Below are 24,170 nucleotides of genomic sequence, written 5' to 3'. Positions count from 1 at the left end.
CCCAAGTGAGATGCTCCTTGCCCCATATGGAAGAATAATCTCAGCTGATATCCCATTTGGAATATATATAAAAAATATTTAGCGGAATAGTCAGTATTATCTAACGTAAACACTCGGTAATCTGGGCTAGTAACTCCATCATAATCTGAAATATCCACGTAACCAGTTAATAGGTCCATGTGGTTCATAGCAAAATCACCAAGCTTTACTCGCTGGTATTTTGAGTAATCCATCGAAAGTTGTCCTTCCCCACTTTCGATATCCTTTACCACTATTCCACGTTGGGTAACAGACAGAATGTCATATCCCAGCTCACCAGCAATGCGCTTCCGAATGGTGAACATGTGTTTAACCCGTTTTAGAGTCCAAACAGCAGGCATTTCCCCCACCCAATCGACTCCTGAATTACTATAGGTAGAGTAATTTCTATATTTCCCCACCAGCTGCTGCTGTTCCAGCTTACTCATGAATGCACCTCCGCCAGCAGTTGCATAATCTCCTTGGCTACCGCGTCCAGCTCGGCGTCGATAGCTGCCAGCTCGCGGGGTGGCTGGTACTGGTAGAAGTGGCGGTTAAAAGGGATCTCGTAGCCAACGATGCCAATCTGGCCATCGAGCGGATCGGTTTTGCTGGTGTCAACCCAGGCATCTGGCACATGGGGCAGTACCTCTCGCTTGAGATACTCATCAATGTCCTCCTCCAACGGCACATTCTCGTTATCCCGCAGATCAGGGTTGGCTTCCGGCTCGCCTTTGCTTTTACACACTTCGGCGGCGTCATCCTGCTCAGCCAGATGGTTCACCAGCAGCTTAAAGGCTGGGGCTGGCAGCTTGACCTCCCCCAGCAGCTTGGTCAGCTGCTTTTTGAACTTGTCGCGGGAGAGCAACTTGGCTTCTAGGAACTGGCTCAAGGCAGTCAGGATGGCGGACTGCAGGGAGCCATCGAGCTTGGCCCACCCTTTATCGGCAGTAAGGCTGGCAAGACGTTCGGCATCCTGCGGGTAGAACGCCAGTTTCAGCGGCCGCTCGATGGTCAGACGGCGATAGCCAAAGGCGGTGGTCGGGAAGATTTTGGCGATCGGGCTCTCTTCGTAGCGACTATAGAGGCTGACGATCTCGCTTAACGCCTCGTCGCTCAGCTGTTTGCGCTTGGACCCCAGCGATTTACGCATCGGGCTGTGCATATCGCTGGCGTTGATCAGCAGCACTTTGCCCTTACGCTCGGCCGGTTTGTGGTTGGAGAGCACCCAGATATAGGTAGCGATGCCGGTGTTGTAGAACATATCGGTGGGCAAGGCCACCAGCGCATCCAGCAGGTCGTGCTCGAGGATATAACGACGGATCTCGCTCTCGCCACTGCCCGCCCCACCGGTAAAGAGCGGTGAGCCGTTGAGGATAATCCCGATCTTGGAGCCCGCACACTCAGCCGAGGGTTGCTGCATCTTGGCGATGAGGTGCATCAAGAATAGCAAGGAGCCGTCAGATACCCGTGGCAAGCCGGGACCAAAGCGACCGTTAAAACCCAGCTTGGTCGCTTCATCCCGCACCTGCTTTTCAACCTTTTTCCAATCCACCCCGAATGGCGGGTTAGAGAGGCAGTAATCAAAGGTCTTGTAGGGCAACTGGTCATCAGAGAGGGTATTGCCCAGCTTGATGTTGCTGATCTCCTGCCCCTTGATCAGCATGTCGGCCTTACAGATGGCGTAGGACTCGGGGTTGAGCTCCTGGCCGAAGGTGGCCAACCGTGCAGCGGGATTCAGCTCGTACAGATACTCCATGCCACACGAGAGAAAGCCACCAGTCCCCGCGGTGGGGTCATAGATGGAACGCACAATGCCCGGCTTGCCGAGTGCCTCGTCATCACCGGCAAACACCAGGGAGGTGGTGAGCCGCACGATATCGCGAGGGGTAAAGTGTTCACCGGCGGTTTCGTTGGAGCTTTCCGCAAAGCGGCGGATCAGCTCTTCAAACACCAGACCCATGTGGTAGTTGTCTACCGCTTCCGGGGAGAGATCCACGTTGGCAAAGGAGCGAACCACCTTGTAGAGCAGGTCGGCATCTTCCAGCAGGTTGATGCTGGCATCGAAGTTGAAGTGCTCGAAGATCTCACGAGCATCCTTGGAGAAGGCCCGTACGTAGGCATCCAGGTTATCACCCACATGGGTTTCACCCAGCTTGGCCAGTTCCAGCGGAGAACTGTTGTAGAAGGCGTGGCCGCTAGCATTGAGCAGCAGCTTCTCTTTGGCCAGTTCTGGCATGGCTTTGGTGGTATCCACCATGGCCAGCACCTGGGCCTTGCTCGGTGCCAGCACACACTCAAGACGACGCAGTACGGTAAAGGGCAGGATGATGCGACCATACTGGGACTGTTTGAAATCACCGCGAAGCAGGTCGGCAACCGACCAGATCAGGCTAGCCAGGGAAGAGATATTGGTGGTCATTGGAATTCTCAAAATACGGGGAACTGCCGAGGCATATTCAGGACCAAACGGAAATGCGGGCAGTTTACCACAGGAGGCATGGTGTTTTCGTGAGCCAGGCAGTTTGATGAACCAATACCTCCCTTGCTCCCTCACCGCCATCAATCCTCCGCTTTCGATACAGCGAAACTCAAGGGTGATCTGCAAATGATCTCTCGTAACAGGACAAAGGGGTTTTCATTTTTCGGGGGCGGTCGAAGAGGCGTGTGCGCAAGCCCCTACCAGCAATCCCTTGCCAGGACTGGGCTTGCGGTGAATGAGGAGACTGGTGACCACAGAAAACGATCCTGGCTAGCCAGAAAAGCGATCGCCGAGAACAGAGAAAAAGGATCGTTATGCAAAACGATCACTTTTAATAAAAACCTTTATTTTACTATGTGTTACCAAGGTTTGTGACGCGAGTAAGCGATCCTGCTTTTGCATCAGAACCACTCTACCAAAAGCGATCGTTTTATCGTATTTTGGAACGTAAGTAAGGCTGCATCCCGCATTCTTATTGGTTTATGCCAACCCAATGCCCACACAGGGCAATAATGATCGCCTGTAACACAAAAAGTGATCATTTTAGGAATGATCACTCCGGGATGATTTCCAACTCCCAACCCCATGGCTCATTTGGTGCGCCCCTAGGGTATGCGGCGAAACGCCAACCCAACTGCTTCAACACTGTGTTCAAGCGACGGAACACCATCCTGTGATTTGAATGACTCAGGTTGTAGAAATCAGTCAGCTCCTCACAGGTCACGCCGGGGTCTGTTGCGACGACCAGAATATAGGCATGGTGCGGATGCCACTCCATTGCAACGACAAGAGCAGCCAAGTGATTGATCGGCCCCAGCTTGGCTATGGCATGGTCTCGCTCTGCTCGTTCCATCAATCGACGGTTAGACTGTCCGACATTCCGAGCCCAGGCATTACGATACCGAAAAATGTCTTCAACTCCTGGTGCTGGCTTGCACAATCGTTCTAGCTGCTTGCGTTGGCGCTCTGCTCGTTTTTGCTCCTTTAGCCGCTGCTTTTCCTCTTCCGCCATCTCTTTGGCGAACATCTTGTTAATCTCCGCGAACACTCGCCTTTCCTCCAAGTTGTGGCGTGCAGGGCAAGAACATTCTTCCTCGTCACTCAGATGACTCGCCTAATCACAATGCTGAAATGCCCCATGGTCGGCTGCGGCATTCGGTATCATTTTGCTTTGGTTACACCTCATCCCCCTCAATCAATCCTCACTTACTGGCACACCTCACCAGTGGACGTTAGCGTTACCCAGTGAGGATGCAGCAAAGCCTGTATTGACGCGGACATGCAGGCGAACATGGACGTATATCGTCACTTTTTCTGCCTATAGAAAAAAAGTGAGGATAAAGAGCCCCCGCCTCATGCTCCTCACCCAGCCTTCACTTTTTACTGGTTAGTCACCTGATTTTACTAACCAGATAACGTCGCCCTCTTGCTCAATTAGGCGGTCTGCAATCAACTTGTTTCTATGGCGAGTACGGTTCCTGCTGTCATCCGTATTTGCGGCCTTCATATGATCGATCACCCGCAGCCAAGTAGTCTTACCCCCATTGGCATTACAAAGCTGACGAATAGCTCCAAACATTGCTTTGTGGTTCGCAGTCACGTTGGATACGTTACCCAGTTCATCAGATTCTATGGGCTCTCGGCTTGTATCCACCAGCACCATACTGGTGACATCATCACCGTCTGCATCTGAACCAATAACCCGTTGTTTAAGATCATGAGCCCGTAGAGCGGGTTCTTCATCATCCTTCATCTTGGTACATGTCAGAATGATGGATGCGTCCTCCTTGTTTTCACGTTTCAGCAGATACTCGGCATCTAATGCCGCTCTGAATGCGCTACTCCCCCTAGCCCCATTTTCTTCATTCTTGCCGGTGTGGTGTATCAGCAAAATAGTGGCCCCGGTTTCCGCCTTAATACGATCACAACCGGCAATAAACGCCCCCATATCAGCAGCACGATTTTCATCGCCACCACCAAAGCAGCGAGCCACTGTATCGACCACAATCAGCCTGACAGGCAACCCTGTATCCGCTTTGATCTGGATGGCTGCTAACCGCAACTCATTGACTTGAGCACCATCTGCCATAAACACTGGCTGGTTAACACGATATAAATTGGGAACGTCTTGCTGCTCGTGATACTCATCAGCCCACGCCTTAATACGACGAGGTACACCGACCCCACCTTCACCCACAATGTAAAGCACTGCACCTTTTTGGACTGGCCTACCATCCCAAGCCAGACCGGTGCTTATATGGCAAGCAATTGAAACAGCAGTAAAGCTCTTAAAGCTACCGCTGGGACCATAGATGCTGCACATGCTAGACGCGGGCAACAACCCTTTGATTAGGTAGCTTTGTTGGTGGTCATAGCCGCTGAAGCCAATCGAAAGAGAAAGATTGGTTTGCAATCTCTTCTGGGATTCGAATTGCTGGTGGATATTCACAAGCGCCCATGGTTCAGCATTCCGATCAGGATGGCCAAGATAGAGATCTGCACCAGGAGCTTGTTTCAATAGCTCATCAATTAAGCGGAGCTGTTTGTTTACATGAAGCTGACCACAGATATGCACAATCACCTTTTCCGTCGCGTCTCGGTCAACCATCCGATATAGCTTCCCACCCTCATCAAGCTGGGTGGGTGATACATAAAGACTCACCACCGGTTGTTCATCAGGATCTACGGGATTATCAGCGGTAATCGCATGATTGAGGGCTCGCTGTAAAACCTCCCTCTGCCCCCCATGAGACGGCGCATGAGAGCCCGTATAAATCACAATCGTCCTTTGATCTGTGAGATCTCTGAATGTCACCGAACCATGTATGGGTGAACCAGCAACCTGAATGTTCGCTGCAATATAGGGAATTCGCGCTATTTGGTGGGGCTGTGCGTTCATCGCTCACCCCCAACCAGAACGGCTACCAGCTCATTGAACGCCCGGTCCTTTAAGCCTGCCTTCATTTGGCGAGCATAAGGACGAGTTACAACCGCAGCGGATCCTTTGCATTGCGCTATAAAAGCGGCTCTCGCTTTTCGGCTGGTGAAGGCACTCAATACTCCGACACGGGAGCGTTTACCGGTTCTGGGATTGAGTGGTCCATAGAAGGTTTCAGCCTGGCTATCAGCGGCCCATGCAAAATAGATCATCGCTTGCCCTCCGAATCAGAAGAGAGAGCGTGGATCTCGGCCAGCAAGCCTTGATGACCTTTATGGATTGATAAGTGAACTTTCATGTTAAAATTACCTCACACTCACTGGCTCCTTGGTCTGCAAACTGTCAGAGCCAGCGAGTAATCCGAAATGCCCTTACTGTCGCAGGTAAGGGCTTTTTTTCATGTTTTCCCCATGGGTTTGCACACCATGTTTACCTATATCCGATAACAGATGGATTCCCTGCGGTTTAATCATCCGTCGGGTGTTGTTCAGGCAGTCCACCAGCCATCCACAAGCCGAAGAGTTTGGTATTCACAAACATCCGCTTGCCGACAATTCGGCAGCAACGTTCTAAGCCGGGCTTCTCTGCTCGCTTCCAAAACATAGCCTTCAACGTGGGATAGTTAAATTGGGGGTAGTGCTTGGGGATTTCGGTCACGGGCAGCCAGTTATTCAGATCTTGGCTGATTGAGATGAGGTTGAGGTCTTGCATACTGTTTAATACTCCTTTTCCTGTTGCTCTTGGTGTTCTGCGGTTTGGTCAGGGAGTATTTAACGCGATTTGATAAGTTTTCTTTTAGAACAGAAGTCAGCGCACTTCTGTTCTTGACTTTTTATTTTATATCTTATTAGCCGCACTGATGACTTGTGAAGGTATGACCCCCCAGGCTGCAGCTACAAACTGAGCCCATTCCTCCTCCATATTATTTTTATTACATGGTAATCCCATCTCTGTGAGGTGAGCCTTCACCGCTTGCACCGCATCTACTTGGCGCCGCTTCATCAACTTGTCGAACTCAATATCTTGTTGGACGAGTGCAATTGCCTTCTCTAAGGCCGCGATATCATCACCAAACCATTCATCATAATCATCATGGTAGTCTTCTTGGGCCTCTATATGGGCCAACCGCTCCAAAAGAGACTCCAAGGTAATCTCCAATGCGGATGGTGGCTGTTTATGGTTTCGCATCCCCTGTCGGGTATATCCTTTTTCCCAATACTCACCTAAACACGGGTTCAGCAATCCAATGTGCAAAGCTAACCTCATTACAGAAGCTGCGACGTCCTCTTCTCCGTTGTCCTTCATTTTGTCCATGACCCTCTTTCTAAACCACTTTCTTGGACCAAATGTCTTGAAGCACTCATAAGCAGTAATTGCTAACATCGGAATATCATTTTTGAACTTCGACACAAAATTCCGAGCACTTATCATTGCAGCAATTGGAGCAGTCTCTTTGGAGGCACCAATAGTATTTGCTACCTGAGAAAATTCGAAGTGTAGGCGATTATCTGTCCACCCTATTTGTCTCAGTTTTGCTCTATAGCGCATAGCTCGCATAACGACCGATTTGTTCACAACTAGGCGAGGGGTATGATTTCCCCAATCCCCTAAACCGTGCATGTCCTTTTGGGATGTATCATCATTGGATGTTACTTTTTGAGTTGTGATATCAATTGATATTGAATCAATAAACTGCCCCTCTTTGAGAATGGCTAACATGCAGTGGCCATCAGGTGAGAAATACGGCATACCTTCCTCCCCATCAACAATGATAGGCTCGTCATGTGGGGCTTTTTGCCACACAACAATTCCATCAAGAAAATCACTGCTTACATATTGATCACTCATCTACTACATCCCCAGACAAACAAAAGCCCCCCGCATCCATAGGTGCGAGGGGCTCAGGGTAACATGTTCAATACATCCAGGCTGCACAGCCTAATTGCTTAAACCCCCATGAGATTACCAAATACCCGATCAGTGAGCTTGGCTTTGTGGGCATTGCACAGATGGGAATATCGTTGGGTCATGGTGATCGACTTATGGCCTAACACCTCTGCGATCTCCAGAATGCTGGCACCATTCATCGCCAACAAGCTGGCACAGCTATGTCGAAGGTCGTGAAAATGGAAATCAGAGAGCAACGCAGCTTTCTTCGCAGCCTGCCAGTGGTAGTCAAACTCGTTAAACGGTCGATTAAGGCCAGAAGGGTGAGGGAAAACAAAGCTGGCACCAATCTCACGAAACTGGGAGAGCTCAGTAAGCAAATCACTAGTTAGAGACAGAACCCTCTGACTACCATTCTTGGTAACCGCCAAGTGAGCAGTTCGCGTGTTGAAATTGATGTCTGACCATTTGAGGCCGATCAGCTCGCCTCTCCGTGCTCCAGTGGTCAACGCCATATGAACCAGCATATGAAGTCGCTCCCACTTGCTCGACTTGGTGGCCTTCATCAATCGAGCCAGTTCATCTGCCGACAAAAAGCGTGTGCGAGCATTGTCTTCCCGCTTCTGTTTCACTTCCAGGCAAGGGTTCACTTTGAGGTCATAGCGATCGCACATGTAGGCAAAGACTGCTGACAACGCGGCTTTGTAGCGGTTCAGGGTCGCAGGAGCTTTCCCCTCTGCCTCCAGAATCGAGATGGCGTTCTTGATCCGCTGGCGATTTACCTTGTTCAACGTCTTGTCGCCGAGATGCTCAGCCCACCAGCCCAAACGCTGAGGTACAGACTTGTCCCGTCCCTTGTGCTGTTCAAGGTACTCATGAATAGCTTGTTGAATGGTGGTACTTGTGAGGGTGACGTTGGTTAAGGCATCAGCCAGTTCTTCGGATACAGTGATCTGAGCCAGGAACTGCTCTGCGTCTTTTTTGCGGGTAAAAACTTTGGATACGCGGTTGCCGTTACGCATGAACTGAACGCGATAGGACTTGCCGATTTTTCGAGTGAGAACTTGGATGCTTGCCATTGGCTGAAACCTCTTGCACATATTTGCACATGAATGAGAGTTATCAACCGCAGAAACTTTGATCAGGAGCGCTCTTGAGCGCTGTAACCTGTTGACCAAACAGGGAAAAGAATGGTGCCCGGGGTCGGACTCGAACCGACACGGTTATTCACCGGCGGATTTTGAATCCGCTGCGTCTACCGATTTCGCCACCCGGGCAACTGCGAGGGATTATACGAATGGCTGGATGCCATGCAAGGTGTTTTTCGATTGAACACTCCTGTTTGTTCATTTATTCAACGCCTTGCCGATACCGGATCAGTTACATAGAATGCCGCCATCCTTTTAATGGAATAAAAACGATGGCCAAGCATAAAAAAGTCCAACAAACCCCCTCCAAGCCTGCGGCAGTGCAACACCTGTCAGCAGGTCTGCTGCGTCGGCTGGGAGCCCTGATCTACGACTATCTGGTCGTCACTTCGCTGCTCGTCATTGCCGGTTTTATCGGCATGGGCGTCGCCAAGCTGCTGCTGGTCACCGGCATGGCCAGCGTGCCGGCGGGTGAAGATACCGTCTGGTTGCTGACCCGCCATCCCCTGAGCCTGATCTATACCCTGTGGCTCGCCTTTGTCATCTGCGGTTTCTACACCTGGTTCTGGACTCGTGCCGGCCAAACCATCGGCATGCGGGCCTGGCGGCTGCGCATCCAGAACGAAGATGGCAGCAATATCCGCATCACTCAGGCGCTGATCCGGCTCGCCACTGCCGCCTTCGGCCTTGGCAATCTGATGTGTCTCTTCAACCGCAAGGAACCGCGTGCTTTCCAGGATATCTGGGCAGAGTGCCAGGTCGTGGTATTGAGCAAACAGGAAAATCTGGAACTGCTGAACAAGTAAGCCTTGCTCGACAAGAATGAAAAAGGGCACCGAAAGGTGCCCTTTTTCATTCCAGAACCGCTACTGTTTGCGGCCGAGGATATAAAGCGATATGCCGCCAAAAAGCAGACTGGGGGCAATCGCCGCCAGGATCGGAGGAACCGAGTAGACCAGAGTAACAGGGCCAAAAACCCGATCACTCACATAGACGGCGAAGCCGGTCATGATCCCCATCAGCATCCGCGCCCCCATGCTCACCGAGCGCAGCGGGCCAAAGATAAACGAGGAGGCCAGCAGGATCATGGCCACCACCGAGAGGGGGGCCAGCAACTTGCGCCACATCTCCAGCTTGTAGCGGCCGGCATCCTGCTTGTTGGCGTCCAGATAGCCGATGTAGTCGCGCAGGCCGGAGATCGAGAGGTTCTCCGGATCGATACTCACCACCCCAAGCTGCTTGGGCGTCAGTTCGGAGCTCCACTCCATCTGCGCATGCTGTTCGCTCTGCACCCGGGTCGGATCATCAAAGCGGGTGACCTGTACCTGCTTGAGCAGCCAGTGGTGCTGTTCAAACGTCCCCTCCTGCGCCTGAACCACATCGATCATCTTGCGCTCGGGGGTAAAGCGGTAGAGGGTGATACCGGTCAGCGCGCCATCGTTGCGCACCCCGTTGATATTGACGAAGTTGTTGCCATCGCGAGCCCACACACCGTAGGCGGAGACGGTCAACCGCCCTTCGGAGATGGCGCCGGCACGAATATCATCCGCCATCCGCTTGGCAACGGGGGCCACATACTCCCCCATCAGCAACACCAGAATCATCAGCGGGATCGCCGTCTTGAGCGCCGCCATCACGATACTGATCTTGGAGCGGCCCGCCGCCTGCATCACCACCAGCTCGGAGCTGGTCGCCAGCTGACCCAGACCGATCAGACCGCCCAACAGAGCAGCCAGCGGGAAGAAGAGGACCGCCTCTTTCGGCATGGAGAGCAGCACATAGTAGAGAGCATTGATCATGTCGTAGTTGCCCTCACCGACCGAGCGCAGCTGCTCCACGTACTTGATCAGGCCCGCAAGGCCAACCAGCGTGATCTCACACAGCAGGATCGACATAAAGATGACCCGGCCGATATATCTGTCGAGAATGCCAAACATCAGCAGAAGTTCCTATGTTGCAGCATCATGCTGATTTTCTGTTGAAATAACGCCCTTTCACCCCATTCCACCAGCTGGTGCCCTGCAGGTTGAGGGGCAGACCGATGAAAAGCAGGTAACCGAGCGGAACCAGGAACATCCCTGGCCAGTAGGGTAACCGGCCGCTGTCGATGGCCGAGCGGGCGGCACTGAGCAGCAGGAAGTAAGAGAGATAGAGCATGATGGCCGGTAGCAACTTGGCATAACGGCCCTGACGGGGATTGACCCGCGCCAGCGGTACCACCAGCAGGGTCAGCACCGGAATGGAAAGCGGCAACGAGAGGCGCCACTGCAGCTCCGCCATCATGGAGTTGTCCTGGGTGCCGAACAGTTCCATGGTCGGTTTGGCTGCCGCCTTCCGGTTGGAGCGCTCCATCTCCTGCTGGCGAATGATCAGGCCGTACTCGCGAAAATCGGAGACCTGGAACTGCTTGCCGGAGAAGTTGCCCTCGTAGCGGGAACCATCGGTCAGGGTCAGCCACTGCAAACCGTTGGCATCAACCGTCACCACCCCTTCGGATGCCACCACCACAGAGGGAGGATTGTTCCCTTCGGGTCGCTGCAGCACGAAGATTTTGTGCAGTTTGGAGCCGTTATCATTCAAATCCTGGATGTAGGCAACCAGACGCCCCTTGTCGAGCTCCATGAAGCGACCGGCCTGCAGGAAGGAGATACCGGGGTCAGCCTTGAACTCGTCGATCACCTGATACTCGCGCTCCTTCGCCTGCGGGGCGATCCAGCCGGTATTGAAGGCGGCGACAGCGGCTGTCAGCAGCGCCAGAAACATGGCATTGCGCATCACGAAACGGTGGCTGAAACCCACCGCATGCATCACCGTCATCTCGCTTTCGGCATAGAGGCGCCCGTGAGCGAACAAGATGGCCAAAAACAGGCTGATTGGCAGCATCAACAGCGCCATGTTGGGCAGGTTGAGCAGCAGCAGGGTGGAGACCAGACGTGTCGGCACCTCGCCCTCGGCAGCGTCGCCAATAATCTGGATAAATTGCTGGCTGACAAAGATAAGCAGCAACACGAATAACACTGCCAGCTGGGTTTTCAGGGTTTCCCTGAACAAATATCGGAAAACGATCACAGTCATTCCCAAGTAAACTTGTGTTTTTAGTCGAATGCCTGAAAAATAGGGCCGTATATTGGATTTTTACCAGTTTAAACTGCGGAGCCAGTGGCTGTTCGCTCCGCCTCTGATACCCCAACAAGCACCGCATTATTCAATAAAAGGTGCCTTTTGTCTTTAGGATGTAGGAGATTCCATGGAGTTCAGTGTAAAGAGTGGCAGTCCAGAGAAGCAACGGAGCGCCTGCGTCGTAGTCGGCGTATTTGAGCCTCGTCGCCTCTCTCCGGTTGCCGAACAACTGGACAAGATCAGCGATGGCTATATCAGTTCGCTGCTGCGCCGTGGCGACCTGGAAGGGAAACCAGGCCAGATGCTGCTGCTGCATCAAGTACCGGGCGTGCTCAGCGAGCGCGTACTGCTGGTCGGATGCGGCAAGGAGCGGGAACTCGACGAACGCCAGTACAAGCAGATCATCAACAAGACCATCACCACCCTGAACGAAACCGGCTCCATGGAAGCGGTCTGCTTCCTGACCGAGCTGCACGTCAAGGGTCGGGATACCTATTGGAAGGTGCGCCAGGCGGTAGAAACCACCAAGGCGGGCCTCTACAGCTTTGATCAGTTCAAGACCAACAAGGCCGAGCCACGTCGCCCGCTGCGCAAGCTGGTATTCAACGTGCCGACGCGTCGGGAACTGACCATTGGTGAAAAAGCCATCGCTCACGGTCTGGCCGTGGCCAAGGGTGTGCGGGTCTGCCGCGACGTGGCGAACATGCCGCCCAACGTCTGCAATCCGGCCTATCTCGCCTCTCAGGCCCGTCGTCTGGCCGATGCTTACGACAACATCACCACCAAGGTGGTGGGCGAGCAGGAGATGGCCGAGCTTGGCATGAACTCCTATCTGGCGGTGGCTCGCGGCTCCGACAACGAAGCCATGATGGCCATCATCGAATACAAGGGTCATCCGGACGCCAAGCCCATCGTGCTGGTCGGCAAGGGTCTGACCTTTGACTCCGGCGGCATCTCCATCAAGCCCTCCGAAGGGATGGACGAGATGAAGTACGACATGGGTGGCGCCGCCTCCGTACTCGGTACCATGCATGCGCTGGCCCTGTTGCAATTGCCGATCAACGTGGTCGGCGTGTTGGCAGGTTGCGAGAACATGCCGGGTGGCAACGCCTATCGTCCGGGTGACATCCTCACCTCAATGTCCGGCCAGACCATCGAAGTGCTCAACACCGATGCGGAAGGCCGTCTGGTGCTGTGCGATGCCCTCACCTATGTGGATCGTTTCGAGCCGGATACCGTGATCGACGTGGCGACCCTGACCGGTGCCTGCGTCATCGCGCTGGGTCACCACACCTCGGGTCTGCTGGCCAACCACAACCCGCTGGCCCACGAGCTGCTCAACGCCTCCGAGCAGGCGGGTGATCGCGCATGGCGTCTGCCGCTGTTCGACGAGTATCAGGAGCAGATCGACAGCCCGTTCGCCGACATGGCCAACATCGGCGGTCGTCCGGCAGGTACCATCACTGCGGCCGCCTTCCTGTCACGCTTCACCAAGAAGTACAACTGGGCCCACCTGGATATCGCCGGGACCGCCTGGAAGAGTGGCAAGGATAAAGGCTCCACCGGTCGTCCGGTGCCCCTGCTGACCCAGTTCCTGCTGAACCGGGCTGGCGTGGATATCGAAGAGAAAGAGTAACTCTCCCACCCTGTCTGATGCGTGCATCAACGGGGTTGGCGTTACCCTGAATCACAAGGAAGAGGCCCTCCTCTTCCTTGTTTCATTCTTGAATCAGTGAGTTGCGAGCGGAGAAACACCCCGCAAGCCTCATGAGGCGGTCAATAGTCCGTCACTGCAACACGGGATCAACCTGATGAGCCAAGTGACCTTTTACCTGATGAGCGAACAGGATGACGCGCAGGCCTCTGCGGTCGAGCGACTGGCCTGCACCCTTGCGGCCGAATCGTGGGGGGCGGGCCATATCTACCTGTTCTGCGACGATGAGGCTCAGGCTCTGCGCCTCGACGAACTGCTGTGGCAGCTGCCGCCAGAGCGCTTCGTGCCGCACCAGCTGCAGGGCGAAAGCGGTCAGGCGCCGGTGGAGATCGGCCACCAGCCGCCACGCCGGCGCTACGCCCGCCTCATCAATCTGGCCAAACAGACACCTTTGTTTGCAGGACACTTCGCTCAAGTGGTAGATTTTGTCCCCACTGACGAAACACAAAAGCAGCAAGCCCGCGAGCGCTACAAGCACTATCGCCAGGCAGGCCATGCCCTCGAGATGAGGGATCAGCCCGTCCTTGCCGCACCGGATCCGGCGCAGCCCTGACTGCGCTGCCTGTGATCCACGACGAATCAACACCAGAATCCATCCATCCAGATTACGGCGAGACCATGGAAAAGACTTTTAATCACAACGCCATCGAACAGGCGCTCTACCAGCACTGGGAAGCTCAGGGCTACTTCAAGCCCCACGGCGATACCAGCAAAGACTCCTTCTGCATCATGATCCCGCCGCCGAACGTCACCGGCAGCCTGCACATGGGTCACGCCTTCCAGCAGACCCTGATGGATACCCTGATCCGCTACAACCGCATGCAGGGCAAGAACACCCTGTGGCAGGCAGGTACTGACCACGCCGGTATCGCCACCCAGATGGTAGTTGAGCGCAAGATCGCGGCAGAAGAGGGCAAAACTCGCCACGATTACGGCCGTGATGCCTTCATCAACAAGATTTGGCAGTGGAAGGAAGAGTCCGGTGGCACCATCACCCGCCAGATGCGCCGTCTGGGCGACTCCGTGGATTGGGAGCGCGAGCGCTTCACCATGGATGAGGGTCTCTCCGCCGCCGTGCAGGAAGTGTTTGTCCGTCTTTACGAAGATGGCCTGATGTACCGCGGCAAGCGTCTGGTGAACTGGGATCCGAAACTCAACACCGCCATCTCCGATCTGGAAGTGGAAAACCGCGAGATCAAGGGCCACATGTGGCACCTGCGCTATCCGCTGGCCAACGGCGCCAAGACTGCCGAAGGCAAAGATTACCTGATCGTCGCCACCACCCGTCCGGAGACCATGCTGGGCGATACCGCTGTGGCCGTGAACCCGGAAGACCCGCGCTACAAGGCGCTGATCGGCCAGCACATCCTGCTGCCGCTGGTGAACCGTCTGATCCCCATCGTCGCCGATGAACACGCCGACATGGAGAAGGGCACAGGTTGCGTGAAGATCACCCCGGCTCACGACTTCAACGATAACGAAGTGGGCAAGCGCCACAGCCTGCCGATGATCAACATCTTCACCCTGGACGCCCACGTGCGTGCCGAGGCCGAAGTGGTCGACACCAACGGCAACCCCTGCACCGCCTACGACGCCGCCCTGCCGGCCGAGTTCGCCGGTCTGGAGCGCTTCGCCGCCCGTAAAGCGATTCTGGCCAAGCTCGAAGAGCTGGGTCTGCTGGACGAGATCAAGGATCACGTGCTGCAACAGCCTTACGGCGATCGCGGTGGCGTGCCCATCGAGCCGATGCTGACCGACCAGTGGTACGTGCGCGTGGCGCCGATGGCCAAGACCGCCATCGAAGCGGTGGAGGATGGCCGTATCCAGTTCGTGCCGAAACAGTACGAAAACATGTACTTCTCCTGGATGCGCGACATTCAGGACTGGTGCGTCTCCCGTCAGCTGTGGTGGGGTCACCGCATCCCGGCATGGTATGACGACGCTGGCAATGTCTACGTGGGCCGTGACGAGGCGGAAGTGCGTGCCAAGCACAGCATCCCGTCCGTGACCACCCTGCGCCAGGACGAAGACGTGCTCGACACCTGGTTCAGCTCCGCCCTGTGGACCTTCTCCACCCTGGGCTGGCCGAACAACACCGAAGCACTCAAGACCTTCCACCCGACCGACGTGCTGATGAGCGGCTTCGACATCATCTTCTTCTGGATTGCCCGGATGATCATGATGACCATGCACTTCATCAAGGACGAAAACGGCCAGCCGCAAGTCCCGTTCAAGACCGTCTACATCACCGGCCTGATCCGTGACGAAGAGGGCCAGAAGATGTCCAAGTCCAAGGGCAACGTGCTGGACCCGCTCGACATGATCGACGGTATCTCGCTGGAAGACCTGCTGGAGAAGCGCACCGGCAACATGATGCAGCCGCAGATGGCCGAGAAGATCGGCAAGCGTACCGCCAAGCAGTTCCCGGAAGGGATCGAGGCTCACGGTACCGACGCCCTGCGCTTCACGCTGGCGGCACTGGCCTCTACCGGTCGTGACATCAACTGGGACATGAAGCGCCTGGATGGTTACAACAACTTCTGCAACAAGTTGTGGAACGCCTCCCGCTATGTGCTGATGAACACCGAAGATCAGGATTGTGGTTTTGCCGGTGGCGAAATGGCGTTCAGTCTGGCGGATCGCTGGATCCAGTCCCAGCTGCAAGTGGCCATCCGTGACTTCCGCACCGCCCTCGATACCTATCGCTTCGATATCGCCGCGGGCGTGCTGTACGAATTTATCTGGAACCAGTTCTGTGACTGGTATCTGGAGCTGACCAAGCCGGTGCTGGGCAAGGGTTCCGAGGCCGAGCAGCGCGCTGCCCGCCATACGCTCGTGACCGTGCTGGAAAGCCTGCTGCGTCTGGCGCACCCGATCATCCCGTTCATCACCGAGACCATCTGGAAATCGGTCGCTCCGCTGGCTGGCGTACACGCCGACACCATCATGATTCAGGCCTTCCCCGAGTTCGACGCCGCCAAGGTGGACGAAGCCGCCATGGCGGATCAGGAGTGGGTGAAGGAGTTTATCGTCGGTATCCGCAACATCCGCGCCGAGATGAACGTGGCCCCGAGCGTGGCCCTGAACGTGCTGCTCCAGTGCGATGCCAAGGATAGCCAGCGCGCCGGTGACAACGAGGCCTTCCTCAAGTCCCTGGCCCGTCTGGAGTCCATCCGCGTACTGGCGGACGGTGAAGTGGCCCCCCTGTCAGTGAAGAAGCTGATTGGTGCTACCGAGCTGATGATCCCGATGGCCGGTCTCATCGACAAGGACGCCGAACTGGCCCGACTGGCCAAAGAGGTTGCCCGTCTGGTGGGTGAGTGCGGCCGCATCGAAGGCAAACTCGGCAACGAAGCTTTCGTTGCCAAGGCGCCGGAAGCTGTCATCGCCAAAGAGCGCGAGAAGCTGGAAGATTACCGTCTCCAGCTGACCAAGCTGGAAGCCCAGCAGGCCGAGATCGCCGCGCTGTAAGCGTCGCGACCAACCGCTACAGCAAAGCCCCCTGACCCAAGGGGGCTTTTTCATATCCGCGCTTCCCGTTTCAACTCACCAACAGCCAGCCGCAGAAGCCGAGATAGAGCAGGCCGACCAGCGCCAACCGCCCGGCGGTCATGGCCCCCTTTCTGAACCCCCACCAGAGCAACCCTACCGCCAGCAGCGTCACCAGCGAGGAGGCCATCATGGCGCCATCCAGCAGCCAGGGGGTAAAGAGCAGACAGAACGCTTTGGGGATGGTGCCTTGGATCATCATGGCCCCGGAGATATTGGCCAGCGCCAGCCGGTTCTTGCCCTGTCGCACCCAGATCAGCACGTTCATCAGCTCCGGCATCTCGGTCGCCACCGGGCTCAGCAGCAGGGCCGCCAGCACCGGCGAGAGACCAAACAGCTCGCCCATGCTCTCCAGCTGATGAACAAACAGCTGGGCCGCCAGCGCCACCACCACCAGTGCCGCCAGTGTCTGCAACAACACCTTGCCAAGGGGTGGGATCCCGGCATTTGGAGCCAGCTTGAGGGGCTCCGGCAGCTCGACCTCGTGGCTGTCACTCTGTTTCAGCTCGCGCCTTACATAGACGAGGTAGACCAGCACAAAAAGCGGGGCCAGCCAGCTCTTGCCGGTAAAGGCGACCAGCCCCACCGCGGTCGCCACCAGAAAGATGCCGATAAACCAGCGCTGATCCCGGCCAATCTCGCGCTGCACCTCACCGTCGATGGCCCGTTCGGTACGCCCCATGCAAAGCAGCAGGGTAACACCGACCGCAGCATAGCCGATGGTCGCCAGTACCAGCGGCCCGCCGAGGGCGGCACCGATGCCGATCTCCTGCTGGGCGGTCGTGTTGCCCATCAGCAGGGCGGTGAGGGTCACGATGCACTCGGGCAGGGCCGTACCCAGTGCCGCCAGCAGCGAACCGGTAGCGCTTTGCGAGAGTTTGAAGTGGTGGCCGGTCCACTCGATACCGTTGACGAAGTATTCGCAGGCAAGGTAGATGGTGACCGCAGAGACGAGAAATAACAGCAGGGTAATCAGCATAATAGATACCGCCAGGCGAGCAGAATAACCGATGGACCCGACATGGCTCGCCCGGCTGACGTGCATATCGAGGCCAAAGGTCTTGCAGAGCGATAGTGCCTATCGCCGCCCATGCCATGGATGCGAGGATCCAAGAGTGTTGACATGGGCCCGGCCCGGAATGCGGGCGGGTTGCTACTCCCCAATGACTGAGGTGACGTTTTACCAACTCGACCGCCGCCTCACAAGGCAAATTAATAACAACTCATTCAATAAGTTGTAAGGGAATGTAACCTCTCCAGCGTCCCCTCCCCGCCGCCATTGCGCTGTTGGCACACCGATTGCTGTAGGTAGTTCACTATCCACAACAGTTTGGGAAGGATGAACAATGAAACGGTGGATCCAACATTTCTATCAACTGAACCGCCTCAACTGGATGATGGTCTGGTTGTTGCTCTGTTGCAGCATCATTTTGCTGTTTCCGGCCGGACTGATGAAGGGTGCCGTCAGCCAGTGGGCCACGACCCACGCGGCTTGGCTGGGAGTCGGCATGCTGATCGCCATCTCCTACTTCTGCAGTCAGGGCTTCCTGATCGCCTGGGAGTGGGCCTGTGACGAGTGGCAGGCTCGCCGCCAGCAGGATCAACTAGCCCAGATGATCAGCTTCCTTGATTTCAACGAGAAAGCGGTGCTGCGCGAGTTCGTGCTGCAGCGTAAAAGCGTCATAAACTTGCCGATCACCGAGCCCGCCGTCAAAAACCTGATGGATGCCGGCGTCCTCACCTATGCCTACGGCAAACCGACGCGCGAGAAAGAGGACGAGAACCAGATCCGCGCCCTGATGATCGCCCTGCCCGCCCGACCGCTGCTCACCTACAAGGTGCTGGGGCTGTCGCGTGGCAAGATGAGCGACGAGCAGGTGGAGCAGATCATGAATGCCAGACCCAAGTTCGCCCAGAAGAGCCTGCAGCGCTAATCACGCCGACCGATATAAAAAGAGCCGGACACTGTCCGGCTCTCTCGTCTCTGCATGATCCCGCAGGCTCCAGGCTAGCCCTTCAGGCTGGAGCAGAAGCTCACATCGGCGACCTTGGTCACCGGATCGAAGCTGTGATAGAGCTCGAAGCAGGGGCGATCGTCAAATTCCCAACCTGCCGCCACCACCTCGCCAATATGCTGCTGCCAGAGTGCGGGGTACTGGGCCGGATCGGTGACCGTCATGCGTGACAGGCCATAGCGGCCGCCCGCCAGCAGCTGGATCTCCACATTGCCACTTCCCTTGGTGCCCGCCGGCACGGTGACGCAGATATCGGTGCGACACTGCTGAGGAGCCGTCACTTCGGGGTTGTCGTGGTAGATGAAGATCCACTCCCCTTCGGCCAGCCCCAGCCCGGCAGCCCATTGATAGAGCTGGTCGCACACCGGCTCATAGCCTGTGCCGTAAGGGCCGGTGACCCGGATATAGGCCAGAGTGCGTGCTGCCATCTGTTCGGTTTTCATCTGTAGCCTCCTTTCACTGGAACGGCCTTCAGCATAATCAGAGACCCGGGCAGCCGCGTGTCCATTCTTGCTCAGTTGCAAGAGTGACGGCTGGCGGCGCAACATCCCCGGCGCCATGGCAAACTGCTTGCGAAACGCCTTGGCAAAGGCCTGTGAGCTGGCAAAACCGGCCGAGAAGGCAATCTCGGTGATCGGGTCGCGACTGTAGCAGAGGGAACGAGCAGCCCGCTCCAACCGCAAGCGGCGCTGCATCTCGGCCGGGGTTTCACCGGTGACGGCGGTAAAGACCCGATGAAAGTGATAGCTGGAGAGTGAGGCAAGACTGGCCGCCTCGCTGAGACAGAGCTCGGGATTCTGCTCCAACGCCCGGATCACCGGGCGCAATCTGGCCTGATAATCGACCATGCCGTTAGCGACTGGCGCCCCCCGCGACTCTGGCCATATAGAACACATCCACATAGCGCCCCTGGCGGAAGGCATAGTCACAAGCCCGCCCCTCTTCCACAAAGCCGAACTTGCGATAGAGCGCCAGCGCCGCTTCGTTATCGACGAAAACCGTCAACTCAATCCGATGCAGGTTGAGCCAGTTATCGGCCAGATCCAGCGCCGCGGCCATCAGGGCAGAGCCAACCCCCTTGCCGGCCCAGTCATCCCGCACTCCCATGCCAATCCCGGCCACATGCTTGCGTCTGGGATTGGGCTCCACATGCAATACTATCTGGCCCACCAGCAGCCCCTCTACCTCGGCAACAAGCGCTACCGCACCGCTCTGCTCCAGCCGCTGTTGCCACACACCCAGCGCGGGATAGGGCAGTTGCAAGGTGCCCGCCTGGGCATTGGGCATGGCGTGAAGATCCCGCAAGGCGGGGGCATCGGCGGGTTCGGCATGACGGATGGTAATCGGCATATGAGGCTCCTTCTCGAAACGTCAATCATGCAATATCCGGCTGATTTGCACATCCCCCAAGCCCACTTATTCGCCGGGCCGTGGCTGAGGTACGACACCAGTTTTTTATCGCCTGCTGGCCAGCCAGCTCAGCGCTTTCGCCTCGTGCTCTTTCACAAAGTCGTTCTTGCCCTCGCAATAGCGCTCGATCCGGTTCTCACACTGCGCTGCAACCGTCTCTTTCAGGGCGGCATACTCCCGGCAGATGGCAGGATGAGCCCTGAGATAATCACGAAAGGCCAGATGACGAACGACATGGGGATCCCCCTGCAAGAAGGCATGGATCTGGTGCGTCCTCTCATCACCCCCTTTGCGAAAATAGCGACGCCGCGAGATGCCGCACTCCCCCATCGCTTCATACCCCATTACTTCCAACAGACCGTTTTGCAGGTCTAGCCGCTCCAGCGAGGAGACCTCCAGCAGGATATCTATGATGGGCTTGGCCGCCAGTCCGCTGACCGAGGTGCTGCCGATATGGTGCACTGCGAGCAGACAGTCATCCAGCAGGTTGCGCAGTTGTTCTGCTTCTGTCTGGAAGAGGGCTGGCCATTGGGGACGGTAGGAAACGACTTCGACTTTCACGGCATCTGCTCCTTGGGGATACGTGGCATCAAGCCATTGGCAATGTGGCAAACTGGCTGGATTTGACGGCAACACATAACAAAAACGGAGCCGAGGCTCCGTTTTTCACTTCTGTATCAATCACGGACAGAACGCGCTTCGCGCTCTTGCCGCTCCCTTGCCAACAGGCGTTTGTACCACCAGCTACTGCGACGACGTTGTGCATTGGAAGAGCGACGAGCCATTTCTTAGGTTCCAGCCATGAGAAGAAGGAGCAGCATTATGCGACAGGGATCACGCCCTTGTCTTTAGCTGGATCAAGAAAAGGGTCACTGACCAACCGAAATCGTTTTTTGTTGCTTTTGTTGCTGATCGCCACGGGTTGCCGGCAATACGGTCGCCGCCGAACGCCAGACCAGCGGGCCATTGCTCTCCAGATCGTTCTGCGGGCCACACTCCAGCCAGATATCCCCCTGCAGAATACGGGCACCCTGCGAGTACTTCTGATCCTGAAACCAGCAGACCCGCTCCGGCAGGGAGCCGAGCGGCAATACCAGCTGGGTACTGCTCCCCTCGCCAGCAACCTTGGTATCAGTAGCTGCATGAACGGGTAACAACCAGCAGGATGCCAGCAGCCAAAGAACTCGATTTTTCATGGACTATTCCTTTACTTCGGTGAGCTCAGCCAATAGGGAGCGACCATACAGCGTGTTTACTTTACCGGCAAATGCAAGGCCGACTGGTATTCCGGAACCAATATGGTAGCCTGCCTGCGCCCGCTGACTCTCTCTTGTCGTCAGCCGTCAAATTCCGGTGAATTTGTCCGTTCAAGACAAAATATAACCTTATTTATCAAATCGTTATTTGGATATTATCCCAATGCGTATCATGCCGTTGCTCAAGGCGGCCTGCCTGAGCCTGATGTTGTCCGCCTGTGTTGCCCCTCTGCTGATGATGAGCCCCACCAGCCAGTTGATGTGGGCCCTGCTCAAGCCACTGGTCGGCTTCGATCCCAATGAGGCGAACCTGTTCGAACAGCCTCTCGTCAAGGATCGGATGACTGCCATCCTTGGCCCCAACTACGACACCACCATGCAGCTGCTCAAGACTGCCAACAAGCTGCAGCAGGAGGGGCCGCTCTTCTACGTGCTCTCCGAGTATGCCCCGGTGCCCGACATCGCCAAACAGGCGGGTATGGTCTGGAACTCGCAGACCAACCAGATGTCCGTGCTGCTGCAAAAAGGGGATGGCACCACCCAGACCTTTGGCGAGAATCTGGCGGGCACCACTCCGGTCTGGCCAACCGCCATGCAGAGCTGGCAGGCTGCGGCCGCCCCCCTTGCCACCACCGGCAACGTGCTGACGGGTAACAGTGCCAGCTCGAGTGCCGCCGCCCCCTTCTCGCTGGGCAATGCGATCGGCAACGCCACCCGCAGCGTCACCGACTCCCTGACCAATAGCGCCACGCAGGCGATCAGCGGCACCACCAGCAAGCTGACCGGACAAGCCACCCAGGCCGCTACCACTGGCGTAACCGGTGCAGCCAAGAGTGCCACGACCGCGGTCGCTCCGGCCAAACAAGCTGTCGCCAGCACCACCGCGACCGTTCAGGAAACCAAAGCTGCGCTAGCCCAAACCAGTCAGGCTGCGAGCAGTACAGCGGCCACCACAGCACCAGCAGCCACCAAAGCCGCTGTCGAGCCCGCCAAACAGGCGGTCAGCAGCGCTGTCGCGACCGCGGCACCAGCAGCAACCAAGGCCGCCGTTGAACCCGTCAAACAGGCCGTCAGCAACGCAGTCGCGACCGCGGCACCAGCAGCAACCAAGGCCGCCGTTGAACCCGCCAAACAGGCAGTCAGCAACGCAGTCGCGACCGCAGCACCGGCAGCAACCAAGGCCGCCGTTGAACCCGCCAAACAGGCAGTCAGCAGCGCTGTCGCGACCGCAGCACCAGCAGCAACCAAGGCCGCCGTGGAGGCCCTCAGCAGCTCTGTCGCGACCACAGCACCAGCAGCAACCAAGGCCGCCAAGGAGCCCGTCAAACAGGCGGTCAGCAGCGCAGCTGCTACCGCCACGCAGCAGGTGAGTGCCGCCAGCCATACGGCGGGCGAGAGCGTAGCCGATGCCGCCAAAGAGGCAGAGGCCAAAGCCCGCGCCAAGGCAGAAGCCGAGATGGAAGCCCTGCTCAAGTAATGCCACAGGCCACCGCAAGGTGGCCTGTTACTTTCCGCCATACCGGGTGGCAATATCGTGCAATCTGATCATGAAGTTGTGGCAAAGGCCACATAGACTGTTAGTTAATCACGGTCTTATCCGCACAAGGAGTGTGTCATGCGTCGTCTGCTCTCTGCTCTGCTCGGTTTTGCCCTGCTTGTCGCGCTCCCTGCCCATGCCTTTATCTACTACTCGGAGCAGAACATGCCTCTCAACGGGCAGGACAAAAATGGCCAACCAGTGGGGATGGCTGTCGAACTCCTTCGTCTCATCTGGCGCGAGCTGGGCGAACCTGTTCAGCCGATCCATTTTCTGCCCTGGGCACGGGGCTGGTATCTGCTGACCCAGCAGCCGGAGGCGGTTCTTTTCACCACGGCTCACACCAAAGAGCGGGATCCCCACTTTCTCTGGGTCTGCCCCATCAGCTACTCCCGGGTGGCGCTGATCGGCCGCAAGAAGGATGCCCCCAAAGTGACCGGCAAGGCGGATCTCGCCAAGCTGCAGATCGGGGTGATGCAGGCAGATGTAGGTGAGCAGCTGCTGCTCAACCGGGGAGTCAGCCCGCTCAATCTGATGTCAGTGGAACGGATGGATCAGGTGGTGCGCCAGCTCATCATGGCCCGTACCGATCTGGTGGCCGGCAACGAGGTGATGCTGTTTCACCAGTTGCAAGAGCTGGGCTTCAAACCCGATGATTTCGTTACCGTGGCGGTACTGGAAGAGCAGGACAACTGCTTTGCCTTCAACCCGCAAGCCGACAAAAACGAGGTGGCCAGAATCCAGCAGGCGCTCGACAAGGTCAGGCAGGGGGACGAGTTCAAGCGGCTGATCGCCCGCTATGAACACCTTAACCCCCCGCACAGCGCCGACAACCAGCCTACCCACATCGAATAGCCCTGCAGCCCGCCACCTGGCGGGCTCTTTATTTCCTGTTACCCCCCTTCGCTGACAGACACCGGCGCCGTAATGAGGTGATTGAGGAAAAAGCGGAACAACTCGGCCCGCGAGCGCAAGTGCAACTTGGCGTAGAGGTGCTTGCGGTGATTCTTCACCGTACCGCTGCCGATGCCGAGCGCACCGGCAATGGCCTCGGTATCCAGCCCCTGCAACAGCAATCCCGCCACCTGACGCTCGC

General features: G+C 56.6%; 22 protein-coding genes, 1 tRNA gene and 1 riboswitch. Of the genes, 7 read left to right on the top strand and 16 right to left on the bottom strand.

From position 1 onward, the window contains the following. The 8 genes from AACS24_RS08940 to AACS24_RS08905 all read right to left on the bottom strand — a co-directional run. On the bottom strand, positions 1-467 hold a 467-nt coding region (locus AACS24_RS08940; RefSeq protein WP_219927764.1), incomplete at its 3' end, for a hypothetical protein. Then, entirely contained in the window at positions 464-2,440 is a 1,977-nt protein-coding gene (locus tag AACS24_RS08935; RefSeq protein WP_108573220.1) for a type I restriction-modification system subunit M, read from the bottom strand. The genes AACS24_RS08935 and AACS24_RS08940, both read right to left, overlap by 4 nt. 613 nt (positions 2,441-3,053) lie before the next feature. Next, entirely contained in the window at positions 3,054-3,548 is a 495-nt protein-coding gene (locus AACS24_RS08930; protein WP_108573218.1) for a hypothetical protein, read from the bottom strand. Between the two features lie 339 nt (positions 3,549-3,887). Continuing rightward, complete coding sequence (locus AACS24_RS08925; RefSeq protein WP_108573216.1) at positions 3,888-5,399, bottom strand: helicase RepA family protein; 1,512 nt, start codon at positions 5,397-5,399, stop codon at positions 3,888-3,890. A 504-nt stretch (positions 5,400-5,903) separates the two neighbouring features. Next, positions 5,904-6,149, bottom strand: a complete 246-nt coding sequence (locus AACS24_RS08920; RefSeq protein WP_108573213.1) for a hypothetical protein — start codon at positions 6,147-6,149, stop codon at positions 5,904-5,906. Between the two features lie 126 nt (positions 6,150-6,275). Beyond that, entirely contained in the window at positions 6,276-7,286 is a 1,011-nt protein-coding gene (locus tag AACS24_RS08915; protein WP_108573211.1) for a hypothetical protein, read from the bottom strand. Between the two features lie 98 nt (positions 7,287-7,384). Further along, positions 7,385-8,404 (bottom strand): tyrosine-type recombinase/integrase, encoded by a 1,020-nt coding sequence (locus AACS24_RS08910; protein ID WP_108573209.1) that lies wholly within the window; start codon positions 8,402-8,404, stop codon positions 7,385-7,387. Positions 8,405-8,516: 112 nt separating this feature from the next. Further along, positions 8,517-8,602 (bottom strand) — tRNA-Leu (locus AACS24_RS08905). A gap of 143 nt (positions 8,603-8,745) precedes the next feature. Here AACS24_RS08905 and AACS24_RS08900 point away from each other — a divergent pair. Further along, positions 8,746-9,279 (top strand): RDD family protein, encoded by a 534-nt coding sequence (locus AACS24_RS08900; RefSeq protein ID WP_181364357.1) that lies wholly within the window; start codon positions 8,746-8,748, stop codon positions 9,277-9,279. A gap of 60 nt (positions 9,280-9,339) precedes the next feature. Here AACS24_RS08900 and lptG read toward each other — a convergent pair whose 3' ends face one another. Continuing rightward, positions 9,340-10,410, bottom strand: a complete 1,071-nt coding sequence (lptG, locus tag AACS24_RS08895; protein WP_033115497.1) for an LPS export ABC transporter permease LptG — start codon at positions 10,408-10,410, stop codon at positions 9,340-9,342. 25 nt (positions 10,411-10,435) lie between these two features. Then, positions 10,436-11,548 carry an LPS export ABC transporter permease LptF gene (lptF, locus tag AACS24_RS08890; protein ID WP_033115498.1) on the bottom strand — a complete coding sequence of 371 codons (1,113 nt, stop codon included), beginning with the start codon at positions 11,546-11,548 and terminating at the stop codon, positions 10,436-10,438. Between the two features lie 172 nt (positions 11,549-11,720). Here lptF and pepA point away from each other — a divergent pair, with 172 nt between their 5' ends. From pepA to AACS24_RS08875, 3 genes are all read left to right on the top strand, one after another. Then, positions 11,721-13,229: a leucyl aminopeptidase gene (pepA, locus tag AACS24_RS08885; RefSeq protein WP_108573207.1), complete on the top strand. Its 1,509-nt coding sequence runs from the start codon at positions 11,721-11,723 to the stop codon at positions 13,227-13,229. Between the two features lie 175 nt (positions 13,230-13,404). Further along, positions 13,405-13,860 carry a DNA polymerase III subunit chi gene (locus AACS24_RS08880; RefSeq protein WP_108573206.1) on the top strand — a complete coding sequence of 152 codons (456 nt, stop codon included), beginning with the start codon at positions 13,405-13,407 and terminating at the stop codon, positions 13,858-13,860. 65 nt (positions 13,861-13,925) lie between these two features. Further along, the gene (locus AACS24_RS08875) at positions 13,926-16,778 is read left to right on the top strand and encodes a valine--tRNA ligase (protein WP_108573204.1); all 2,853 of its coding nucleotides are present in this window, start codon (positions 13,926-13,928) and stop codon (positions 16,776-16,778) included. 70 nt (positions 16,779-16,848) lie between these two features. Here the strand turns inward: AACS24_RS08875 and AACS24_RS08870 are convergent, their stop codons facing one another. Continuing rightward, complete coding sequence (locus AACS24_RS08870) at positions 16,849-17,835, bottom strand: sodium:calcium antiporter (protein WP_181364356.1); 987 nt, start codon at positions 17,833-17,835, stop codon at positions 16,849-16,851. Between the two features lie 87 nt (positions 17,836-17,922). Next, positions 17,923-18,030: riboswitch (yybP-ykoY riboswitch) on the bottom strand. Positions 18,031-18,202: 172 nt separating this feature from the next. Here AACS24_RS08870 and AACS24_RS08865 point away from each other — a divergent pair. Next, positions 18,203-18,790 carry a superinfection exclusion B family protein gene (locus AACS24_RS08865; RefSeq protein ID WP_041210085.1) on the top strand — a complete coding sequence of 196 codons (588 nt, stop codon included), beginning with the start codon at positions 18,203-18,205 and terminating at the stop codon, positions 18,788-18,790. A 74-nt stretch (positions 18,791-18,864) separates the two neighbouring features. On the opposite strand, the gene AACS24_RS08860 is transcribed toward AACS24_RS08865, so the two are convergent. The 4 genes from AACS24_RS08860 to AACS24_RS08845 form a co-directional block, all read right to left on the bottom strand. Next, positions 18,865-19,719: an AraC family transcriptional regulator gene (locus AACS24_RS08860; RefSeq protein ID WP_108573200.1), complete on the bottom strand. Its 855-nt coding sequence runs from the start codon at positions 19,717-19,719 to the stop codon at positions 18,865-18,867. 4 nt (positions 19,720-19,723) lie between these two features. Beyond that, positions 19,724-20,221 (bottom strand): GNAT family N-acetyltransferase, encoded by a 498-nt coding sequence (locus tag AACS24_RS08855; RefSeq protein ID WP_108573198.1) that lies wholly within the window; start codon positions 20,219-20,221, stop codon positions 19,724-19,726. 105 nt (positions 20,222-20,326) lie between these two features. Then, on the bottom strand, positions 20,327-20,842 hold the full coding sequence (locus tag AACS24_RS08850; RefSeq protein ID WP_108573196.1) for a GrpB family protein: 516 nt from the start codon (positions 20,840-20,842) through the stop codon (positions 20,327-20,329). 308 nt (positions 20,843-21,150) lie between these two features. Then, complete coding sequence (locus AACS24_RS08845) at positions 21,151-21,477, bottom strand: DUF1496 domain-containing protein (RefSeq protein ID WP_108573194.1); 327 nt, start codon at positions 21,475-21,477, stop codon at positions 21,151-21,153. 223 nt (positions 21,478-21,700) lie between these two features. Between AACS24_RS08845 and AACS24_RS08840 the strand changes: the two genes are divergently transcribed. Both AACS24_RS08840 and AACS24_RS08835 read left to right on the top strand, forming a co-directional pair. Continuing rightward, entirely contained in the window at positions 21,701-23,014 is a 1,314-nt protein-coding gene (locus AACS24_RS08840; RefSeq protein ID WP_108573192.1) for a hypothetical protein, read from the top strand. A 138-nt stretch (positions 23,015-23,152) separates the two neighbouring features. Next, entirely contained in the window at positions 23,153-23,929 is a 777-nt protein-coding gene (locus tag AACS24_RS08835) for a substrate-binding periplasmic protein (RefSeq protein ID WP_108573190.1), read from the top strand. 38 nt (positions 23,930-23,967) lie between these two features. Here AACS24_RS08835 and AACS24_RS08830 read toward each other — a convergent pair. Next, positions 23,968-24,170 (bottom strand): helix-turn-helix domain-containing protein (locus AACS24_RS08830; RefSeq protein ID WP_258223159.1); only part of this gene is annotated, 203 nt, incomplete at its 5' end.

The sequence above is a fragment of the Aeromonas sp. HMWF016 genome, from assembly GCF_963878195.1.
Lineage (GTDB): Bacteria > Pseudomonadota > Gammaproteobacteria > Enterobacterales > Aeromonadaceae > Aeromonas > Aeromonas lacus.
The sequence above is the reverse complement of the archived record's forward strand: the minus strand, read 5'-3'. Positions and strand labels throughout refer to the sequence as shown.

What these genes read in the sequence shown, in the direction of transcription:
- AACS24_RS08935 (WP_108573220.1), bottom strand. Translation starts at nt 2,440, where the DNA reads ATGACCACCAATATCTCTTCCCTGGCTAGCCTGATCTGGTCGGTTGCC.
- AACS24_RS08925 (WP_108573216.1), bottom strand. Translation starts at nt 5,399, where the DNA reads ATGAACGCACAGCCCCACCAAATAGCGCGAATTCCCTATATTGCAGCG.
- AACS24_RS08920 (WP_108573213.1), bottom strand. Translation starts at nt 6,149, where the DNA reads ATGCAAGACCTCAACCTCATCTCAATCAGCCAAGATCTGAATAACTGG.
- AACS24_RS08915 (WP_108573211.1), bottom strand. Translation starts at nt 7,286, where the DNA reads ATGAGTGATCAATATGTAAGCAGTGATTTTCTTGATGGAATTGTTGTG.
- AACS24_RS08910 (WP_108573209.1), bottom strand. Translation starts at nt 8,404, where the DNA reads ATGGCAAGCATCCAAGTTCTCACTCGAAAAATCGGCAAGTCCTATCGC.
- AACS24_RS08900 (WP_181364357.1), top strand. Translation starts at nt 8,746, where the DNA reads ATGGCCAAGCATAAAAAAGTCCAACAAACCCCCTCCAAGCCTGCGGCA.
- lptG (WP_033115497.1), bottom strand. Translation starts at nt 10,410, where the DNA reads ATGTTTGGCATTCTCGACAGATATATCGGCCGGGTCATCTTTATGTCG.
- lptF (WP_033115498.1), bottom strand. Translation starts at nt 11,548, where the DNA reads ATGACTGTGATCGTTTTCCGATATTTGTTCAGGGAAACCCTGAAAACC.
- pepA (WP_108573207.1), top strand. Translation starts at nt 11,721, where the DNA reads ATGGAGTTCAGTGTAAAGAGTGGCAGTCCAGAGAAGCAACGGAGCGCC.
- AACS24_RS08880 (WP_108573206.1), top strand. Translation starts at nt 13,405, where the DNA reads ATGAGCCAAGTGACCTTTTACCTGATGAGCGAACAGGATGACGCGCAG.
- AACS24_RS08875 (WP_108573204.1), top strand. Translation starts at nt 13,926, where the DNA reads ATGGAAAAGACTTTTAATCACAACGCCATCGAACAGGCGCTCTACCAG.
- AACS24_RS08870 (WP_181364356.1), bottom strand. Translation starts at nt 17,835, where the DNA reads ATGCTGATTACCCTGCTGTTATTTCTCGTCTCTGCGGTCACCATCTAC.
- AACS24_RS08865 (WP_041210085.1), top strand. Translation starts at nt 18,203, where the DNA reads ATGAAACGGTGGATCCAACATTTCTATCAACTGAACCGCCTCAACTGG.
- AACS24_RS08860 (WP_108573200.1), bottom strand. Translation starts at nt 19,719, where the DNA reads ATGGTCGATTATCAGGCCAGATTGCGCCCGGTGATCCGGGCGTTGGAG.
- AACS24_RS08855 (WP_108573198.1), bottom strand. Translation starts at nt 20,221, where the DNA reads ATGCCGATTACCATCCGTCATGCCGAACCCGCCGATGCCCCCGCCTTG.
- AACS24_RS08845 (WP_108573194.1), bottom strand. Translation starts at nt 21,477, where the DNA reads ATGAAAAATCGAGTTCTTTGGCTGCTGGCATCCTGCTGGTTGTTACCC.
- AACS24_RS08840 (WP_108573192.1), top strand. Translation starts at nt 21,701, where the DNA reads ATGCGTATCATGCCGTTGCTCAAGGCGGCCTGCCTGAGCCTGATGTTG.
- AACS24_RS08835 (WP_108573190.1), top strand. Translation starts at nt 23,153, where the DNA reads ATGCGTCGTCTGCTCTCTGCTCTGCTCGGTTTTGCCCTGCTTGTCGCG.